Source organism: Roseivirga sp. 4D4, from assembly GCF_001747095.1.
Lineage (GTDB): Bacteria > Bacteroidota > Bacteroidia > Cytophagales > Cyclobacteriaceae > Roseivirga.
This window is the reverse complement of sequence record NZ_MDGP01000001.1, coordinates 398,563-418,565: the sequence shown is the minus strand read 5'-3', so window position 1 is coordinate 418,565 and position 20,003 is coordinate 398,563. Positions and strand designations below refer to the sequence as shown.

Annotated in this window: 13 protein-coding genes; 2 read left to right on the top strand and 11 right to left on the bottom strand. The window is 42.0% G+C overall.

Features of this window, described 5'->3' with window-relative positions; all coding sequences use genetic code 11:
- Window positions 1-57: 57 nt before the first annotated feature.
- The 9 genes from BFP97_RS01765 to BFP97_RS01720 all read right to left on the bottom strand — a co-directional run bounded on the left by BFP97_RS01765 (window position 58) and on the right by BFP97_RS01720 (window position 14,221).
- On the bottom strand, window positions 58-633 hold the full coding sequence (locus tag BFP97_RS01765) for a phage tail protein (RefSeq protein ID WP_069840770.1): 576 nt from the start codon (window positions 631-633) through the stop codon (window positions 58-60).
- A 6-nt stretch (window positions 634-639) separates the two neighbouring features.
- The gene (locus tag BFP97_RS01760; protein ID WP_069840769.1) at window positions 640-1,209 is read right to left on the bottom strand and encodes a phage tail protein; all 570 of its coding nucleotides are present in this window, start codon (window positions 1,207-1,209) and stop codon (window positions 640-642) included.
- A gap of 55 nt (window positions 1,210-1,264) precedes the next feature.
- Window positions 1,265-2,350, bottom strand: a complete 1,086-nt coding sequence (locus tag BFP97_RS01755) for an ABC transporter substrate-binding protein (RefSeq protein ID WP_069840768.1) — start codon at window positions 2,348-2,350, stop codon at window positions 1,265-1,267.
- Between the two features lie 544 nt (window positions 2,351-2,894).
- On the bottom strand, window positions 2,895-6,125 hold the full coding sequence (locus tag BFP97_RS01745) for a S41 family peptidase (protein ID WP_069840766.1): 3,231 nt from the start codon (window positions 6,123-6,125) through the stop codon (window positions 2,895-2,897).
- Window positions 6,126-6,196: 71 nt separating this feature from the next.
- Window positions 6,197-7,447, bottom strand: a complete 1,251-nt coding sequence (locus BFP97_RS01740) for a metallophosphoesterase (RefSeq protein WP_069840765.1) — start codon at window positions 7,445-7,447, stop codon at window positions 6,197-6,199.
- A gap of 145 nt (window positions 7,448-7,592) precedes the next feature.
- The gene (locus BFP97_RS01735; RefSeq protein WP_069840764.1) at window positions 7,593-11,069 is read right to left on the bottom strand and encodes an efflux RND transporter permease subunit; all 3,477 of its coding nucleotides are present in this window, start codon (window positions 11,067-11,069) and stop codon (window positions 7,593-7,595) included.
- A 21-nt stretch (window positions 11,070-11,090) separates the two neighbouring features.
- Window positions 11,091-12,224 (bottom strand): efflux RND transporter periplasmic adaptor subunit, encoded by a 1,134-nt coding sequence (locus BFP97_RS01730; protein ID WP_069844154.1) that lies wholly within the window; start codon window positions 12,222-12,224, stop codon window positions 11,091-11,093.
- Between the two features lie 40 nt (window positions 12,225-12,264).
- Window positions 12,265-13,614, bottom strand: a complete 1,350-nt coding sequence (locus tag BFP97_RS01725) for a TolC family protein (protein WP_069840763.1) — start codon at window positions 13,612-13,614, stop codon at window positions 12,265-12,267.
- A complete protein-coding gene (locus BFP97_RS01720) occupies window positions 13,598-14,221 on the bottom strand; it encodes a TetR/AcrR family transcriptional regulator (protein ID WP_170827381.1) in 624 nt (207 codons plus the stop codon). Before BFP97_RS01720 ends, BFP97_RS01725 begins: the two co-directional genes overlap by 17 nt.
- Window positions 14,222-14,587: 366 nt before the next feature.
- Here BFP97_RS01720 and BFP97_RS01715 point away from each other — a divergent pair, with 366 nt between their 5' ends.
- Entirely contained in the window at window positions 14,588-15,778 is a 1,191-nt protein-coding gene (locus BFP97_RS01715; protein WP_069840761.1) for a tetratricopeptide repeat protein, read from the top strand.
- On the opposite strand, the gene BFP97_RS01710 is transcribed toward BFP97_RS01715, so the two are convergent.
- A complete protein-coding gene (locus tag BFP97_RS01710; protein WP_069840760.1) occupies window positions 15,775-17,340 on the bottom strand; it encodes a glycerol-3-phosphate dehydrogenase/oxidase in 1,566 nt (521 codons plus the stop codon). The two genes, BFP97_RS01715 and BFP97_RS01710, sit on opposite strands and share 4 nt — an antisense overlap.
- Before the next feature lie 21 nt (window positions 17,341-17,361).
- Complete coding sequence (gene glpK, locus BFP97_RS01705) at window positions 17,362-18,846, bottom strand: glycerol kinase GlpK (RefSeq protein ID WP_069840759.1); 1,485 nt, start codon at window positions 18,844-18,846, stop codon at window positions 17,362-17,364.
- Window positions 18,847-18,953: 107 nt separating this feature from the next.
- Here glpK and BFP97_RS01700 point away from each other — a divergent pair, with 107 nt between their 5' ends.
- The gene (locus BFP97_RS01700; RefSeq protein ID WP_139135151.1) at window positions 18,954-19,994 is read left to right on the top strand and encodes a hypothetical protein; all 1,041 of its coding nucleotides are present in this window, start codon (window positions 18,954-18,956) and stop codon (window positions 19,992-19,994) included.
- Window positions 19,995-20,003: the final 9 nt, after the last annotated feature.

Sequence of the window (20,003 nt, the reverse complement as noted above, 5' to 3'; positions counted from 1 at the left end):
GGTAGTTATAAAATCAAAAAGTGGCCAGGAATAAGCTTCCCTGGCCACATGGTTAAATCAGTTACGAGAAGGATATATTCCGAAAAGTGCTATAATAAAATTCACTCCTAAATAGGGTTGCATATTATTGTAGGCCTGGCCGTTACCAGTCGCCTGAACACTTACGGTTCCAGCAACTTGAGTACCGGCTCCTCCATTATATGCGGCATTCCCTCCGGAAGAGGTGAAATTATCTGTACCAGTATTGGTCAGAACACCTGCAGCCGGATTGGCCTCATCTTCTTCACCTGGCGCTGATTGAACAGGAACATTCATTTCTGCGCCTGTCAAATTTGCTTCATGCGTGTGGTAAGGCATTGTCAGAACATTAACTGTGGTCTCTTCTAAACCGGATCTTTGTCCCAACTTCCGAAACGATAAACCAGGACCGTGACCGGGATGTACAGCCACTCTACCTCGCATGTCAGGGAGCCCATAGGTAGTACGTCCGTCACCACCGAAAGTAGTTCCCAGAATCGAGAACAAAGCAGTATTCTGTGCAATTGGCATTAACTGACCGTCACAAAAAGCCCATGATCTCGGAGCGAAATTTCCTGCAAACATTATTGTAGTTGCTATAAATGGATTTTGCATGAGTTCTTAGTTTCGTGATGGGAAAACGCCTTGTAAAGCAATAATGTAGTTCAAACCCAAAAATGGTTGCATATTATTCACCGGCTGCTGATTACCTGCAGGAAGAACCGTTACCGTTCCAGTAACTGGTACCGCAGATCCACCATAGGTTGCATTACCTCCAGAACTTGTATAGTTATCCGTACCAGTATTCGTTAAAACACCAGCAGCTGGATTAGCTTCATCTTCCTCTCCTGCAGCGCTCTGCACTGGGATCAAGGCTTGTCCATTCGTTAAAGTGGCATTGTGTGTGTGATTAGGTAAGTTATTCAAGGTTAAGGTGTTTGTTTCTGTACCACCTCTTTCTCCCAACTTGACCGTAGTAAGCCCTGGTCCAGTGCCAGGATGAACTGGAACTCTACCTCTCAAATCAGGTAAGGCAAATGTAGTTCGTCCGTCTCCTCCGTAAATAGTACCTAGTAGTGAAAATAAGGCACTGTTTTGATTAATAGGTAGCAATTGGCCATCGCAAAATGCCCAGGCCCTTGGCGCGAAATTGCCGCCAAACATGATAATCTCTGCTAAAAATGGATCCATGATGTAAGTGTGTTAAATGGTTTAAAATTGATTTAAGTGTGTATATATATTCTATTTAAATGCCTAAATATGGATTGAGCCAAGCAGCTGACTTCAGCGTAAGTGCCTGTTGTAAATCCTTGTCTTGGATAGTAGTAGTCTTCACTTCTTTCAAGAGTTTTCTTTCTATCGACTCTTTATCCCCCGAGTAAGAATTTTCGATAATGTAGACTCGGTTGCCTTCTCCCAGGCTCTCCACTGACATATTCAAAAGCCCACGTTTATCACTAACTGATTTTGAACCGTTCAACTGACTTTTTATACACAAACCTGTCTCTCTTCCCAATTGATGAAAGACGTCATAAGGTTTTATCCATTCTTGGTCCATATCAGACTCCGATAATTCCAGAGAGCTTAAATGTGTAGTGTAGATTTTCAAAGGCTCATCTACCTTTTGAGAAAATGATTCTAATAAATAAGGAGTTCCTAATAATGGTATCGTCTTATGAAGACCTCGCTTTATAAATTCATCCAAGAACAGGGTTGACTCCTCGCCACAGAATGCAGCAAATAAAAACTCAGGCTGCTCACGTTCAACGTGATCCAATACTTTACCAGGGTCTGATAACTGTCCCTGCTCGGGCATTGGGCAGACCGCAAATGACCACTGACTCTCTTTGTCAGCTGCCAACATACCTTGGTCCAGCATCATATTGAAGGAGTAACCCATGTCGTAAAGCGCCCCTACAATCATTCCTTTCTTGCCCAGGTCTTTTACAGCCCAATAACCAAGAGACCAGAGCTGCTGCCATAGATGAATGGAGTTTAATCTTACGTTGTTGGGTATCTTTGCTGGGTCCGGTGTATGCTCTCCAAGGTTGTTAATATAGTAGGGTGTATTTCCCTTTACCTTTTCCGACACTTCCATTAAGCCTTTGTTAGATACCCACCCGGTAATGATGTCGACTGAATGGTAACTTTTGAGTTTCTCTATGGCATTTTCCAGCTGTTTGACCTCACCTTGCCCAATGAACTCGGGAATGAATTCAACTTCAATTCCCTCAAGATCAGCGAGTTCTGATTTGATGCCTTTTTCAAATTGTTTCCCGATGGGATATATCGAAGATGATGGGAGGAGTACACCGACAGACACTTCTTTCATTTCAAAAGTGTTTTGTTTGGCGCTACAACTAGATGTTCAAGAGCAGAGATATGCTCTTGTAATGTGTTCTTCAACATGTGTTTTGGTTGGAGTGAGTGAGACCTAACTCCCTCACATTCTAAATCTATAGATTTTTCTAAGAATAGAAAAAGAAATTCTGAACATATGGAAACCAATTGAAGCATTCGTAAGACAGTAGAATACATAATTGTCATATATCAAACGGATAGTTAAGGAGATAAATCTAGAGAAACACAAGGTCTCACATCTAGCTGAAAACAGCTAAAGATGTATTTGGCAGAATGACAAACGCCTCTAAGAGTCCAGAAAGTCAGAAACTAAAAAGTGCTAATAACGATTCAATGGAGAATCATCATTAGCACTTTTACTGTATTCGTCAGGTTGACTTGTGTATAGTGTGTGTTGTGTGTTTCTAATTTTAAGTATTAATCCTAAAAAAAATAAAATTTAGCCCTAAAAATCACCAAGATTATTTACGAACGGTAACTTCTTCCCTGGAACACTCTTCACCAAATAGGGCTTACTAGTTACCCACATCATTCAGCATTTCTTGAATGGCGCGTTCCAGTTGTTGATCTCTATTCTTATCAATAACTCCAGGCATATTCTTCAATTTAATAGTAGGTTCCGTCTGTAGGTTTTCCATCCAACGACCACTTTTATCTTTGGCACTGACAGGCACAACCCCCCAACGCCCTCCATCAGGAAGTCCCTCCCATCCGGCAAAACTACAGGTACCCGGAACCGGCATTCCAATGGTCTTACCTATTTTCAGGTCCGTATAGCCTTGTGCGAAGCAGTGTCCATCTGAATACATGCTTTCGTTGAAGAGTGCTAGTGTTGGCTTAGTCCATCTAGAAGTAGGCTCACCTCCTACAACCTTCGCGGCTGTGGCGTAAGTAATGAATGGTTCGCCAGTAAAGAACATGGCCAAATCCGCCACTAGGTCTCCACCCCCATTAAAACGCGTATCCACAATAATCCCTTTGCGGTCAAAGTACTTACCCATGATATCCTCATAGATGCTCCTATAAGGCCCATCGCTCATACCAGGGATGTGCACGTAACCCAACTTGCCACCTGACTTTTCCTCTACTTCTTTCTCATTGATTTTCACGAATCTATTGTAGAGTAACCCACGTTCAGCGCGCAAAGTGATCGGCTTCACCGTGATTTGTTGTCTATCGGATTTTTTAGGACCTGTGATTTCCAGTAATGTGAACTTGCCAGATTTTCGATTGAGATAAGTCGCTACATCACGGTCTGGGGTAACCAGCTCACCATCAATTTTCTCGATGATCATTCCTGGCTCAATATTGAATTTGGCTTTGTCTAAGGGGCCACCCTTCAACACTTCGACTATCCTTATACCATTGCCCTTATGATCATAGTCCATGAAGATTCCTAGGGACGCTGTTGCATCTGCATTAGGAATACTGGTACCATATCGGGCTCCGGCATGCGAAACATTTAGCTCTCCCAACATTTCTGAAAGCATTTCCGAGAACTCGTAGCTATTGCCAATAGAAGGCAAATATTTAGCATACTCCGTACGCATCAAGGCCCAATCGATCCCGTGGAAAGTTGGTTCATAGAATATGTTTTTGGTGCGGATCCATACGTGATCAAACATATAGCTTCTCTCTGCCACAGCATCATACTCCATTTCCCCTCTTATGCTGATCGACTCTCGTTTACCAGCATCAGGATTAACCTTAGAGATCCTTCCACCACTTAGTAGGTAAAGGTTCTTCATGTCCTTATCCCATTGAAAAGAGCCAAAACCTCCATTGAGTTTAATCGCCATCTTAGTATCTCGAGTTCTAAGATTGGTTACCCAAAGGTTCTGTCCACCTTCGAAGCTTGCTAAATAGTAAAGTTTCTCACCATCCTTAGAAAGCGTAGCGTCACCAAGACTTGAAGAATGGATAGTGAACCTGACCTTGCGATCTCTCATATCTTCAAAGTCGAAGGTCAGATCTTTTTTAGCTTCATCTTTCTTTTCGTCCTCCTTCTTGTCTTTGCTATCTTCTTTCTTCTCTCCCTTTTTCTTTTCTTTCTCTATTTCCTTCATCAGGGCGTACTCTTCTTTATTTAGTTGGTACTTATCCCAACCATCCTGAGTGAAAAACATGGAGTAAACATCCCTTTGTGATTGACCGCTTGTCGCGTAACTCTTCAATCCGTTTCTATTACTGAACCAGATCATTTGCTTGCCGCCATTCACCCACTTTGGTCTGGAGTCATAGTATCCACTTTCTGTGAGATTCACTCGGTTACTTCCATCAGCGGCCATTAAAAGCACTTCGCTATTATTTAAGCTCATACTCCAGTCTACTAAGAGCCATTTACTGTCAGGACTCCAGGTAAAATACTTGTCACCATCACGCATATGGAAAAGGTCATTAGGTGTCAATAAATCAACAGAATTTCCAGACGCTATATCTAGCACCCTAAGCGTTCTTCGACCAGCGATGAAGGCCATTTTCTTGCCATCAGGAGAGTACTGAGGCATATAATTATCCTCATCATTACTCAATACGGCCTCTTCTTTTAATAGTGTCGAAGCGAAAAAGAATGGTTCTTCAGAAGCTCTCTCTTTACTTGACTTGTAGATATTCCATTTCCCTTCTCGTTCACTCGCATAGACAACTGATTTCCCCTCGGGGCCCCAGGTTACGAAGCGTTCTTGTTCCGGAGTATTTGTAATTCTTTTGGTAAGCGATCCATCTACAGAAGTCACGAACACCTCTCCTCTTGCGATAAAAGCTATTTCCTTACCATTAGGAGCAATTGCCATCTCGCGAACACCTCCGTTTATCGATATAAACTTATCTGCATTTGCCTTGTCTTGTGTGCGAATATTGACAGCGATTTTTTGAGGCTGACTTCCCTCCTGCATTGTATATAGTTCTCCGTCATAACCGAAACAAAGTGTACCATTGCCGAAGCTTAAGAAACGTACAGGATGTAAATTGAAATTTGTGAGTTGTTGGCTCTGACTGGGGTCTTCAATGGACAATTTATGTACGTTGAAGGTGCCACTTGATTCATTTAAATAATAAAGACTCTTCTCATCAGCACTAAAAACTGGTTGACGATCTTCCACTTCTCTGTTAGTAAGCATTTTATGCTCATCTCTTCTGACATCATACATCCAGATATCTCTTGTAATAGATGATTTGTGATGCTTTCTAAATTCGTTCTCTCCACCCTTTTTATCATGGTAGACCATATATCGGCCGTCCTTACTGACTTGAACATACTCGGCAGGAATAGTGAAGACTTGGTCAACCCGACCTCCGCCTACTGGCACCTTATACAGTTCGGATTGCGATCCATGTGGATACTGGCGATGCTCCGCTCTGTCTTGCCTTAAAGCACCAAAAACTACGTTCTTATTGTCATGCGTAAATGTATAGGGACTTTCATCATTTGAATGGAAAGTGAGGCGGGTTGCCTGTCCGCCCATCGCATCCATGACATACACATCAAAATTCCCGTAGCGGTCTGATGCGAATGCTATGTGCTTGCTATCCTTACTCCAAACAGGCATATAATCATGTGCCTGATGGAAAGTCAACTGAGTTGCATCTCCACCTGAGGCGGCTACTCGATACAGATCGCCCTTGTAAGTAAAGACAATGTGTTGACCATCGGGAGAGATACTTTGGTATCGAATCCAGTTGGGTGTTGTTTGAGCTTGAAGGTTTGTGCCAATAAGGCACAGCAGAATAATGACCAGTTTTTTCATGTTTTGATTGATTTGGCCCTGAATTTAGGAAAAGAAGGTGGAAGACGGAGGTCAGAAGATAAAAAGTTGGCTTAAGCCAAAGGACGTGAAGTCAACTCCATAATGGTGATCTCTGGTAGTATGCCTATCCTTCCTGGGAAACCAAGAAAACCGAAGCCTCGATTCACATAGAGATATTGATGCTGTTCTTGATAGAGATCCGCCCACTGTTTGTAAATATACTTGGAAGGGCTCCAACGGAAATCACCGATTTCTACCCCTAACTGCATACCATGGGTGTGACCTGAAAATGTGATATCAATATCCGGCTGTTGTCCTCTCACCTGGGCATCCCAGTGACTAGGGTCATGAGAGAGTAAAAGCTTCACATCACCTTCGGCATTCAAAGCAGTCTGATCGAGGCGACCATACTTGGCAAAGCGACCAGCACCCCAGTTTTCAACACCCAAAACTGAAATCTGGTCGGTACCAATTCGGATAGACCGGTTCTCATTCATTAGGAGATCCCACCCCATTCGCTCATGCACCTTGACCATGTCTCTCAGGTTATTATTCTTTTCAGCCATAGAAGACCAAGCCATGTAATCACCATAGTCGTGATTACCGAGCGTTGAAAAGACTCCCAGATCGGCTTTTACCTTTGAGAAAAGATCGAAGTACTCCGAAACTTCTTTGGTTTGGTTATTCACAAGATCTCCAGTAAAAAAGACCATATCAGGCTTTTCAGCCATCAACATTTCAATTCCTCCCTTAACAGCTACTTTATCATAAAAGCTTCCGCTATGGATATCTGATAATTGGGCTACCTTAATTCCCTCAAACTGTTTAGGAAGGTTAGGTAAGTAAACTCTACGCCTCCTGAGCCTATAGTCATAGGCCCCTCTGACTATACCAAAGCTCATAGTGACGATGGGCAGGGTTGCCATAACTACAGCACTTCGTGCTAAAAACTTAGAACGTGGCATCTTCTGTCCGGCAGCCACTCTCTTTTCATACCTTCTTCGTCTGCCTGCAAAGAACAGGCTCAATACTCTTCTTATGTCGTCAAAGAACACGAATACGACCGCAACCAACTTAGCGGTATATGACATGAAAACGATCGACATTAAGAAGGAGAATGGTACCGTTCCTGACTGAACGAACCTTAAATAAACCGCAAGAGAAAGCATAACGATGGCCTGAACCAGATATAAATATCTCAGCGTAGTTCTGAGGGCATTGCTCTTCCCAATTAAGAGGGCTTTTGTTGCCTGATAAGCATAGTAGTCGAGCCAGCCAAGAAAGGCTATGATCACTATAAAGAAAAGTGGCGAAATGCTCATCTAATTATTCTAACCTAATACTGACACGATGGGTTCAAAAAAAAGACTCCCGAGTACCACCTCGGGAGCCACCAAATCAACCTTAACTATGAATGATCCTCATTGAAGAGGATCATAATCACCACGTTAATACTATTATCAAACATCAGGCCAAAACCTTTCTTGGCCCGCCTGAAGATTCTGACATGTCAATTACACTCACTTTACCTCGCCACTTAGCGATTCTATACAATAGCTTATCAGCCAGTAGATACATGGTAGGTACCATAATCAGTGTAAAGAAAGTTGCGAATGTTAGTCCGAATATGATTGTCCAAGACATTGGCCCCCAGAAAATCACATTATCCCCACCAACATAGAAGTCAGCGTTATAACTAATGAATGTTCCTATAAAGTCTATGTTCAAACCAACGGCCAAAGGCACTAGACCTAAGATGGTGGTAATTGCTGTCAAAAGCACGGGTCTCAACCTAGTTCTACCGGCTGAAATTATCGACTCTACCACTTCATCCATTGGCAATGTTTCATCATCACCCATGCCCAGTTCTTGTCTTCTTCTCTTTCTAGTAAGCTCAATGAAGTCGATCAGTACAATAGCATTGTTGACAACAATACCGGCCAAGGCAATGATACCCACCATGGTCATGATTACCACGAAATCCATGTTGAATATTACTAAGCCCAAGAACACACCAATTGTACTCAATAGTACAGATACCATAATGATAAATGGCGCTGTGATCTTATTGAACTGCGAAACGATAATCAAGAAGATTGAGAAAACCGCAATCAATAAGGCTTTCGCCAGGAAGGCCATGTTCTCAGCCTGCTCTTCTGCTTCACCAGTAAAAGCGTAACTGTATCCAGCAGGCATATCGTAATCCGCCATCAACGCTTTTAGCTGGTCATTAATTACGGTGGCATTAGCTCCTGCCAAAACGTTCGAGCTTAATGTCACTACCCTATCCAGATCCTTTCTCTTGATCGATCCATAAGTAGAGCTATATCGTACATCCGCAACAGAAGAAATCGGCACCTGAACCAACTTACCAGAGCTTTGGTCTCTGAAAGTGATGTTCTTATTCATTAAGGCATCTACGTCATATCTGTAGTCCTCATTCAGTCGAACATTGATCTCATAGTCGTCCTCACCTTCCTTATACTTAGAAACTTCTTTTCCGAATAGTGCGGTCCTAATTTCATTAGCAATGGAGAAAGTCGACAAACCAAAACGTCTGGCATTATCACGATCGATATCTATTACCAATTCAGGCTTACCCAATTCTAAAGAACTCTTGAGCTTTTCAATTCCCTGAATGCCTGATTCAGCGATTTTCTGCTTGATGTCCTCCCCAAGGTTAATCAGTGTAGGAAGGTCTTCTCCAATGATCTCCAAATTAACTGGCTTACCCGTTGGAGGTCCTGCGGCATCCTTATCTACTGTCAATGTAACTCCCGGTTGCAGTTTCACTTGAGCACGGATATCGTTCATTACATCCTTTGTGTTCAAATCACCTCTCAGTTTACTCTCGATGAAGTTCACAGTAATTCTGGCCTTATGAGGTTCTTCGGACTGCCCAACTGCTGTAGGGTCATTCGGATCAGCCGCTCCCTGACTCACATTCGTAGATACGGACTCCACAATGGCCTCATATGGTTTGATGATTTCAAGCACTTGGGCCTCAATATCCTTTGAGAAAGCATTTGTTTTCTCAATATCTGTCCCTACCGGATACTCAACAAAAACATTCACATACTTAGGTTCATTCTCAGGGAAGAAAAGGACATTGGGCTGAAATGCACCAAAGATTCCCAGAGAGATAATCAATGTTAAGAAAGCTCCTCCCAGGTACATAACAGGATGCTTTACAGCACTCCTAAGCACCCTAACATAAATCCCTTCCAATCTTGGTAAAAAACCTGCCTGGAACCTCTGTGACAAAGGTCCTAACACATAAACATTAAGCAGTGTAATCACACCAATCAGCATCAAAAGGTTACCAAAACCGATAACACCAAGGCCGAAGGCAAATACAACCCCAGCTATAATGGAGAGCGTAGATCGTATTAAAATCTTTTTGTGATCATACTCTTTTTGACCATCAACTTTCATGAAAGTTGAAATGAAAACAGGGTTAATGACAAGTGCTACAAAGAGTGAAGAACCCAGTGTAATGATCAAGGTCAATGGCAAATAGAGCATGAACTCTCCAATGATACCAGGCCAGAAAGCCAATGGAATAAAAGCCGCTAATGTAGTTGCAGTAGAAGAGATAATAGGAAGTGCAACCTCACCAACTCCTCTACGGGTTGCTGCCATTGGGCTAAGGCCTTCTTCCATCAGACGATAGACATTCTCAACAACCACAATACCATTATCCACCAACATACCCAGAGCCATAATAAGACCGAAGAGTGTCATTGTATTAATCGTGATGCCTGCAAGTCCAAGAATCATCAATGCCATGAACATGGACAACGGAATTGCCATACCCACGAAAAGTGAGTTTCTGGTTCCCAAGAAAAACAGTAGAACCGTCACTACCAGGATCACCCCAAAGATGATATTGTTACCCAAACTACTTACCTGCTCTCTGGTGTCCTTGGATTGGTCATTTGTAATAGTCACTTTGGTCGACTCTGGAATTTGACCACTCTGCCTACTCTCCTCAATTAGCGCCATAATATTATCTGTGGCGATCAACAAGTTCTCACCACTTCTTTTCATGACGTCTACTTTGACCACCGGGTCTAAATCCAGTCGGGCGTAGTTCTGCTTGTCTTTGTAACCAAACTCAACAACCGCTACATCCTTGAGGTAAACGATATTGCCATTCTCGTTGCTGATGATAATGTTCTCCATCTGTGCTGGATCATCAAACTCACCAATAACGCGCACGTTTCTTCTCAATCCATCGGCAATCACATTACCTCCTGAAAGGGTCATGTTCTCTGAGGAAATAGCATTTTCAATATCATTAAAAGTCACCTTTCTAGCCTCTAGCTTGAAAGGATCTACTCTTACCTCAACTTCTTTCTCATCAACACCGACAATATTCGCCTTAGAAACCTGTGGAAATTTTTCAATCTCGTCTTCAAGGTATTCCGCAATATCATTTAGCTCATCCAATGATTTTGATGGGTCAGTCAAGTTGATATTAAGAATTGGGAAGTTCTCTGAAAAGCTAAATTTGATCACGTTAGGATCAGTCTTCAAGTCAGTAGGCAGTTCCGATTTAGCTCTATCTACGGCATCTTTCACATCGATAACTGCATCGTCTACGTCTATGCCTACTTGAAATTCGATCACAATAGCTGAGAAATCCTGTACCGAAGTAGACTGGATATTATCCACGCCTTCTATAGTATTGATCTCTTTCTCAAGCTCTCTTGTAATCAAGCTTTCGATATCCTCTGGCGAGTTTCCAGGGTGAGCCGTACTCACATAGACAGTCGGTTGCTCAACTTCGGGGAAATTTTCTTTCGGCAAAGTGATATATGAATAAATACCTGCTGCCACAATGATCAGTGTCAGCACATATACCGTGATTCTATTGCGGAGGGAAAAGGAGGTTACACCAAATTCCTTATCCACTACATTCTGTTCGTTCTCGTTAGCCATAATCTATCGCTTTGAGTTTGATTAATTTTGAATACTTACAGTGGTTCCATCAGCAACAGTTCTGTTGCCCTTATCCACCACAACTTCGCCACCGGCTAAGCCATCAACAACTTCAGTATGGTTATCATATGAATAACCCAGCTTCACATGTACTTTACTGGCCTTTTTTCCCTTTACCAAGTAGACAAAGTTGCCTTCGAGGTCTTCCTGAATAATTCTGGAAGGGATAACAACCGCGTCATTGGCCTCATAGTCAGTCAATGCTATGCGCGTAACGAGATTAGTTTTGAGGTATTGATCAACGCGAGGCAATCTTACTTCAATAGTGAAAGTTCTGCTTGCAGGATTAATCACTCTTCCAACAGAGATAATCTTTGAATCAAAGCTCTTATCCAATGAAGGGATACTAACAGATACATCATCTCCTCTTTTGAACTTTCCAACGTAGGCCTCAGAAACTTCTGCAGAAATATACATGTCTGCATTACTCACGATTAGGGCTACCGGAAAGCCTGGTTGAACAAGCTGGCCTCTCTTAACAGGCACCTGCTCTACCGTACCACTAAAAGGCGCTCTAATTTCTGCCTTATCCAGTTGTGTGTTTAATGTCGCCAACTGGTTCTCTAAAGAGGTCTTGTTATTCTTGGCCTGCAAATAATCGATTTCAGTGCCTATATTCTTCTTCCAAAGTCTATCACGCTTTTCGAAAATTGTAGTCGCATAATCCAACTGACTCTCAACTTCCGCGATTGTCTTTTCAAGGTTTTCAGAATCAATAACCGCCATCACTTCACCTTCTTCTACGTACTGACCTTCTTTGACATTTACAGCGGTCAAAATTCCAGCCATCTCAGCGCTTACGTCAACATTGGTTCTTGAATCCACGTTTCCTCTAACTTCGATTTTATGTTCGAAATTAGTCTTGGCAGCAGGGACAGTAGTAATTAAAGTCGCTGTCTCAGTCGGTTTATTAAAATCAGGATCTTCTGCAATGATTTCTGCCTCTAAGGTCTTAATCTCTGCCTGTAGGGCTTTGATCTCTGCTTTGGCTTCTGTTAGCCTTGTTTTCTTTCCTTCAACGCCCTCTTCGCTCTGACCGCAACCAACTGCGATTAAAGCAATGAGTAAAAATGTGATGATGTTCTGAGGTTTCATGTCTCTATATATTTTTGAAGTTCTGTAAGTCATTGTGTTGTTAGTTAAGTTTACCCAGTGATCTGTCTAAATCTACTTTAGCAATGATCGCCTCATAAAGGGCACTCAAATAGTTGATTTCGGCTTCTTTGTAGTCTTTTTCAGAATTGATAAGCTCCAAGTTTGAACCAACGCCTTCCGTGTACTTCTCACGGGTGATGTCTGTTACTTCCTTAGCCAAAGCCATATTTTCTCTTTGTACTTCAAGACGCTGAAGATTTACATCCAGTGCATCTTTGGCATCCAAGAGTTGTTGTTTTAAGCTATTGGTCAAAAGTGAGTACTGATTATCAAGTGTCTCTAATTGATATTTTTTTCGGGCCACGGTGTATTTCTTCCGAAGCCCGTCAAAAACCGGTATGCTGATATTCACGCCAATACTAGAGTTGGTAAACCAGGCGCGGTTAGAATTCCAAAGGTTACCAAATCCGTCATTTCCGGTATTCCTTGCCCATCCAGCATTTAGGGTAACCTTAGGGATGTACTGCGAATAAATATTCTTGATATCCAGTTCGGCAAGGCTCTTTAAGTAGTCTAATTGCTGAGCTTCAATGCGTTCTTGCACATTAAATGCATCAACATCTGCAGTCGAATATTCAAAATCGAAATTGGCAAGGTTGCCACTCAATTCAACATCCTTTGTCACTGGCATACCCATTGTCAATTTGAGTAAATTCTTGCTAGACTCTATCACCTGATCGACACCTTGGCGTTCAGTCTTTAGGTTATTCAATTGCACTTGAAGCCTGGTTACATCTATTTTTTCAGCAAAACCATTTTCATAAAGTGCTCTTGTATCTTTCAATGTCGACTCAATCGTACTAATATTGGTATCGATGAGTTCAGTCCTTACTTGATTGACTAAAACCAGATAATACGCCTTGGTGACTTGTTCGATTACATCGATCTCAGTCTTCTTTTCATCAACAATTACTTTTTCTCTCAACATCTTAGCGGCCTTTAAACCAATGAAGAAAGATCCATCCCAAATCATCTGACTACCACTCACACTAAAAGTACCCAAATGCTGAACACCAAAAGCTGCTGGAAATGTCCCATCCGGGGGTGTTTGACCAGTCGCATCAAAAGTTCCGGGTAAAAATATCCTCTGAATTTCTAGGTTGTTGGTATAACCAAAACTTGCATCGACCTGAGGTAACCCATCGGCACGGGTCTCAAAGACTTGTGCATCGGCATCCTTTGTCGCCACTTTAGCATTCTTTATATCTTCATTATTTAATAAGGCATAACTGATTGCCTCTTGAAGAGAAATCCCGCTTTGTGCATTGGCTCCTAGAGCCAATAGCATCAGCACCGCTAAATAGTTTAATCTCCTAATTGAGCGTCTCATTGGTTTTAATTTTTGACGTGGTATAATCATTAAAAAGTTGATGGCCTTCTATGGTAAAAAGACCGTGTATAAAGTGATCGAATAATTGCATTTGTGCATCGTATAGCGAATACTTTTCCCTAGGGAATAAGTTTCTCATAATGAAGGTTTGAACCTGTTCAATCCGCATTATGGCTATCAAGTAAGGATCTACTTCGGCACGAAATAGGCCTTCTTTTTGTCCTCTTTTTATAACTGCGGTTATAGATTCTAACAGTACCTCTGTTTTGAAATCCTCGTACATTTGCCAGGCCTCAGGATAAAACTTCTGTAACTCGTTCATCAGGCTCATCTTCATGTCTTTCATAGACTCTCTCAAACATTGAGAAACCATGATCAACTCATGAACACTGTTTTCGCTAGTAATGGCAGTCCCCTCAAATCTCTCCTTCTCCAAATTCAAGTTCATGCTTGTTATGGTATTAACAAGCTCCTTCTTATCCTTAAAGTATTGATAGATTGTTTTTTTGGAAATCCCCAGGTCGCGAGAAATATCATCCATGGTCACAGTTCTTATACCGAACTGTTGCATGAGTTCACTCGCTCTTTCCGCTATTTTCTCTTTCATTTCCATTCTTGAGCAAAACTAAGGAAACTATTATCGTATTCAAAGTTTCCTGATGTCCTAATGACGTGAATATCAATACTTTTGTTCCAAAAGAATTGAAAAAATCTATAAATCACCTTCTGAAAACGGTTGCACTAACAACAGATAATTTGGCAGATAAAAGACAAAACAATCAAAAATAATGCAGGTCGCGTTTTTAGTAAATGGAATAATTAATTGTCATGCAGATGACTTAAGAATTATTGGTTTTTGAAAAAAATCCAAACCGGAGGTAATTGACTAGATCACAATCACCGATATCTTCCTCAGGCCAATATTCGTTTGAATTAGTGATTATACTTTAGCAACTTCACACAAAATCACCTTATGCCGAAAATCTGGGTTTTCATATTTCTTTTCATGTCCTTCTCTGCCGCTGGTCAAGGCACAGGACTGATAGAAGCCCGTACGCTCCAGGCCGAAGGCAAATTATCGGAGGCATTAGCTGTGATTAAAGAAGCTGTTAAGACCAATGAGTTTAAGGAAGATGGTGGTGCCTGGTACACCTATGCTGAAATTAACAAAGCACTGTTCAAAAATGAGCCTGCCGGGACAATAAAGTCTACTTACTTATCTGATGCCATCCTTGGGTATCAAATGACCCAGAAATACCCCTCAAATAATGTCAGGATTAATCTATCAGCAGATCAGAGTATTGAACAGATCTTTCAGGAATTAATACAGAACGGAGCCCAATGGTATCAGCAACAGGATTATCAGTCTGCTTTGGAGGCTTTTGAAAATGCTGTAATCATTGCACCCAATGATTCTACTATCATCACTTATGCTGCAAATGCTGCGGTTCAGGGTAAGCTTTATGATAAGGCCTTGGCAAACTTCAGGAAGCTTCTGGACATGAGGCCAAAGGAGAGTATTTATCAAAGCATGATCAGTATTCAGCGAGACCTTCAAAAAGACTTTCCGGCTGCCTTATTGACTATAGATCAAGCAAAAAAAGATTTCCCAAATTCACCAGTATTCGATCGTTACAAGCTCGATATCTACTTGTTATCGGAAGAGAATGAAAAAGCGATCGACCTGATTACTGAAATTCTGAAAACGGATATAGATAACGATCAATTGGCACTTAGGAGAGCAGTACTCTATGATGATCGAATCAAAGCATTAAAGGCCGAAACAGTAATTGACAGCCTCGCTCTACAGACTGCGATAACTCAATCTGAAGAAGCCTACTTGAAGGTCCTGGATATCTCTCCAGATAACCTTGTAGCTAATTTTAACTTGTCCATGCTTTACAATGATCAGGCGAATAGCTACTACCTGGCAATCAATAACATGACCAATGATGAGTATAAGGCCAATGCTGAGTCCTACGAAGAAATCGCACTAGACTTTATTAGAAAGGCATTACCAAGGATGGAAGCCGCATCGAGAAAAGATACAACTGACCTGAATATTCTAAGGACACTCGAAACCTATTATGACAGACTCAGTATGGGAGACGAGAAGCGTGCCATACAAAAAAAGCTGAAGGAAAAAGAAGGCAATAGGCCTTAAATAATATACTTCCCTGCTACTTCATTGAAGGACTCCAATTGCTCGTCTATCCATTCAGAGCCTTCCCCTAGCTCTTCTGCCATTATTTCTGCCACTCTGCCAGAGACTCTCAAAGACTCAGTTGCATCAAGAAATAAGCCTCGAACTCTTCTTGCCAACATATCTTCAACTGTCCTTGCCATTTCATGTTTCACCGCCCAAATGACTTGAGATTTCCTAAGGGGTATGGTCTCACTGATCACCTCGGCCAAACCTGGGTCCTCCTCCTCCAGCTCAAGCAATTGATACTTCTCAGTACCATAAACCGCCAGTGGGTCTGTGGTCAAATCGAGGTTTTTGTCATAGCCCGAAACGGGCAGGTTTTTAGTGATACATTTTCGTTCGGGCAAAGCACCAATCAACATGGCATTGTCAACAGTATCTTCGGCCATTTTTCGATAGGTGGTCCACTTGCCGCCAATAATTGTGATCAGCCCCGATTGAGAAATCATAACTTTATGGTGTCTGGATATTTCCTTGGTGGACTTGCCATCTCCTTCTGGTTTGGCCAATGGTCTCAAGCCTGAAAACACACTTAAAATGTCAGATTTGGTTGGTTGTTTTGTCAGGTATTGGCCTGCCGTTTCTAAAATAAAATCTATTTCCTGTTCTTGAGCTTCAGGCTCCAACTCTGGCTTCTCCTTCATGGTATCGGTTGTTCCCAAAACCACCTTGTCATGCCAGGGCACAGCAAACATCACACGACCATCCTTGGTCTGTGGCACCATAATGGCATATTTATCTGGCAAAAACTCCTTGCCAACCACAAGGTGAATCCCCTGACTCGGCTGAATCATAGTTTTCACCTCAGGCTCATCCATCTTCTTAACGCTATCGGCAAAAACTCCTGTGGCGTTGATGACTGCTTTGGCCTTAATGCTATAGTTTTTTCCCGATTCACGATCACGTGCCTTCAGCCCTTCGATAATGCCCTCCGCATTCTTTTCAAGACCAGTGACTTCAAAGTAATTGAGCATTACACCATTATATTGATGCGCTGTCTTAGCCAAAGTCAATGCCATGCGCGCATCATCAAATTGGCCATCATAGTAGACCACACCCCCCTTCAAACCATTTTGGTCGATCGTTGGAATATGTTCAACAGTCTCTTCTTTAGAGAGTCTTTTAGATGATCCAATACCAAGCTTACCTGACATCAAATCATATACCTTCAGTCCTACCTGATAGAACGGACCATCCCACCATTCATAATTAGGGATAATAAAGGCTTGATTCTTAACAAGGTGAGGCGCATTCTGGATCATCAGTCCTCTTTCTTTTAAGGCTTCCAACACCAGAGAGATGTCGCCTTGTTGTAGGTAACGGACACCACCATGCACCAATTTTGTACTCCGGCTTGAGGTTCCTTTAGCAAAATCGTGCTGTTCTAACAGCAGTGTCTTATAGCCTCTCGAAGCAGCATCAACAGCTACACCAAGGCCAGTGGCTCCTCCGCCAATCACAACAATATCCCAAGGCTCTTTTTGCTTCTTGAGCCTTTTCAACATCTTTTCTCTCTTCATGATTTTGCTCTTTTTGGTGGATTATTCAACCCAAGCCTTAGCCCGTTCCACTGCCCGTGACCAATTCTTTTTGACATCAGAAACATCCTTGCCAGATGGCTCAAAAGTTTTGTCAATGGCCCAAAGTGATTGAATCTCTTCTTTACTCTCCCAATAGCCCACTGCCAAGCCAGCCAAGAAAGCGGCTCCCTGCGCTGTAGTTTCTACAATTTGCGGTCTGACAATCTTGAGCCCTGTAATATCCGATTGGATTTGCATTAAAAGGTTATTGGCAGAAGCCCCACCATCTACTCTGAGTTCTTTTTGTTCTATTCCTGAGTCCAGCGCCATGGTATCAATGACCTCCATACTTTGAAGTGCTAAGGCCTCTAATGCTGCCCTGGCAATATGTCCCTTTTCGGTTCCTCGAGTCAGGCCAATCATAAGGCCAGTACTGTATTGATCCCAATGTGGAGCACCAAGCCCTACAAAGCCAGGCACGAAATAAACTCCGCCATTGTCTTCGACAGATTTTGCCAAAGCTTCTATCTCAGGAGCATTGTCAACAAAATGAAGGTTATCTCTTAAAAATTGAACAATCGCTCCACCGATGAAAATACTTCCTTCTAGCGCATAGTTTACCTCATCACCAATCTTCCATCCTATGGTCGATAACAATTTGTGCTTTGATTTGATGACTTTATTACCCGTATTCATGACCATAAAGCAGCCTGTTCCGTAGGTATTTTTCACCATTCCGGGCTCTGTACACATTTGACCAAATAAGGCTGACTGTTGATCACCGGCTATACCGGCAATTGGAATTTCTCCTCCAAACAGTTCTGCATCTGTATGACCATATACCTCGCTACTGCTTTTTACATCAGGCAACATCACTTTAGGGATATTAAACAAGGCAAGCAATTCATCATCCCATTGAAGATCATGAATATTAAAGATCATTGTTCGGCTGGCGTTGCTGACATCTGTGGCATGCACTTTACCTCCTGTCAATTTCCATAGCAACCAACTATCTACAGTTCCGAAAGCCAGCTCTCCCGCTTCCGCTCTAGCCTGAGCACCGTTAACCTGATCGAGTATCCAACGAATCTTAGATGCTGAGAAGTAAGCGTCAATCAATAAGCCCGTCTTGTCCTGAATCATATCAGCATGCCCAGCAGCTTTAAGTGACTCACAATAATCAGCCGTCCTTCTGTCTTGCCAAACGATCGCCTTATGGATAGATTTTCCAGTTTTCTTATCCCAAACCAGGGTCGTTTCCCGCTGGTTGGTTATGCCAATAGCGGCAATATCTGAAGCCGATGCTCCTTGCTTTTCCAATACATCGCTAATCGTAAACTTTTGTGTCTCCCAAATCTCCAATGGATTGTGCTCGACCCATCCTGGTTTGGGGTAGAACTGTTCAAATTCTCGCTGGGAGACATTGACAATCTCACCTTGCTTATTAAATATGATGGCGCGCTCGCTGGTGGTTCCAGCATCAACAGTAATAATGTATTTCGACATAGAAGGATACGAATAAGTTGGATTTCTAATTTAGAACATTTCTGGTTTCAGGCACCGATAAGATCAAAAACTCTTGAATTATTAACTCACCATACTTAAACCGCCATATGATCGTATTGTTAGGAAACAATTATTCCTTAGTGCGTAGACTAATTCTTATCGCTTCGTTAATGTATTCGGCCCTAAGTATCGGGTTTGGACAATCACTTTCTAAGAATCAACAAGTTCGATTAATGTATTCTTTGATTGAGGAGCATGATCCAGATGCTTTCAAAATGCTGGAATCTTTAAGCAAACTCCCTACGAAGTACAAGATCAATCGCATGACCATAACGACCGGCAAACCTACCAAACCAGAGACCTGGCTAAGTGGGAGAACTGCAGAAGAGGTTCGAGGCTCTTTGAACACAGTTGTACATGAATCGCTTCACAACTTCACCAGCTATTATGGGTATCAAATACTAAGCGAAAATCCACCGGAAGATTTTGACTTTTCAGACTCCTTTTCAGCCTTTATGATCGATGGCGATAATATTCTACTAGTTAAGCACTCTGAAGTCTATAATAGCAACGAACTAAAGCGAGATATTCCTAAAGCGCTAAGGACTTTTCGCTACGATCCTTACATCACTCCCAAAAGCAATGTAGGAAGTCAAAAACAAGGGGTTTACGGCCTTCTGGATGAATTCAATGCCTATTATCGAGGTACACGGATCTCCTACAATCTCTTTCCTGTGTACAAAGAAATGGCAGAAAAAAGGCCAGGAGCCTATCTGGATTACATTCAAAACATGAGCAGCATTCGCATGGCTTATTATGAATTCAAATACTTCATGCTTTCCTATTTAAGCAAGGCTCAAACCAAATACCCTCAGCTCTATGAAGGTTTTTTGGCAAACACAGACTTGAGGCAAGCCTACACTTTGATCCACTATAACTTTCAAGAGCTTAATCAAAAGATCGATCAAAGATTGGCCAATATCATAGCTGATTTAAATAATAAGGGAATAGAATCTTATATTAAGGACAATTACTTCTGGGTGCGAACGCGGGGAGTCGGTATGAATTTGGAAGCTATCGGGCTTCTGAAAGAGGAATTATCGAAAAAGCGCTTCACCGATCAGCATGCAGCATTTGTTTTGAATTAAAGATCAATC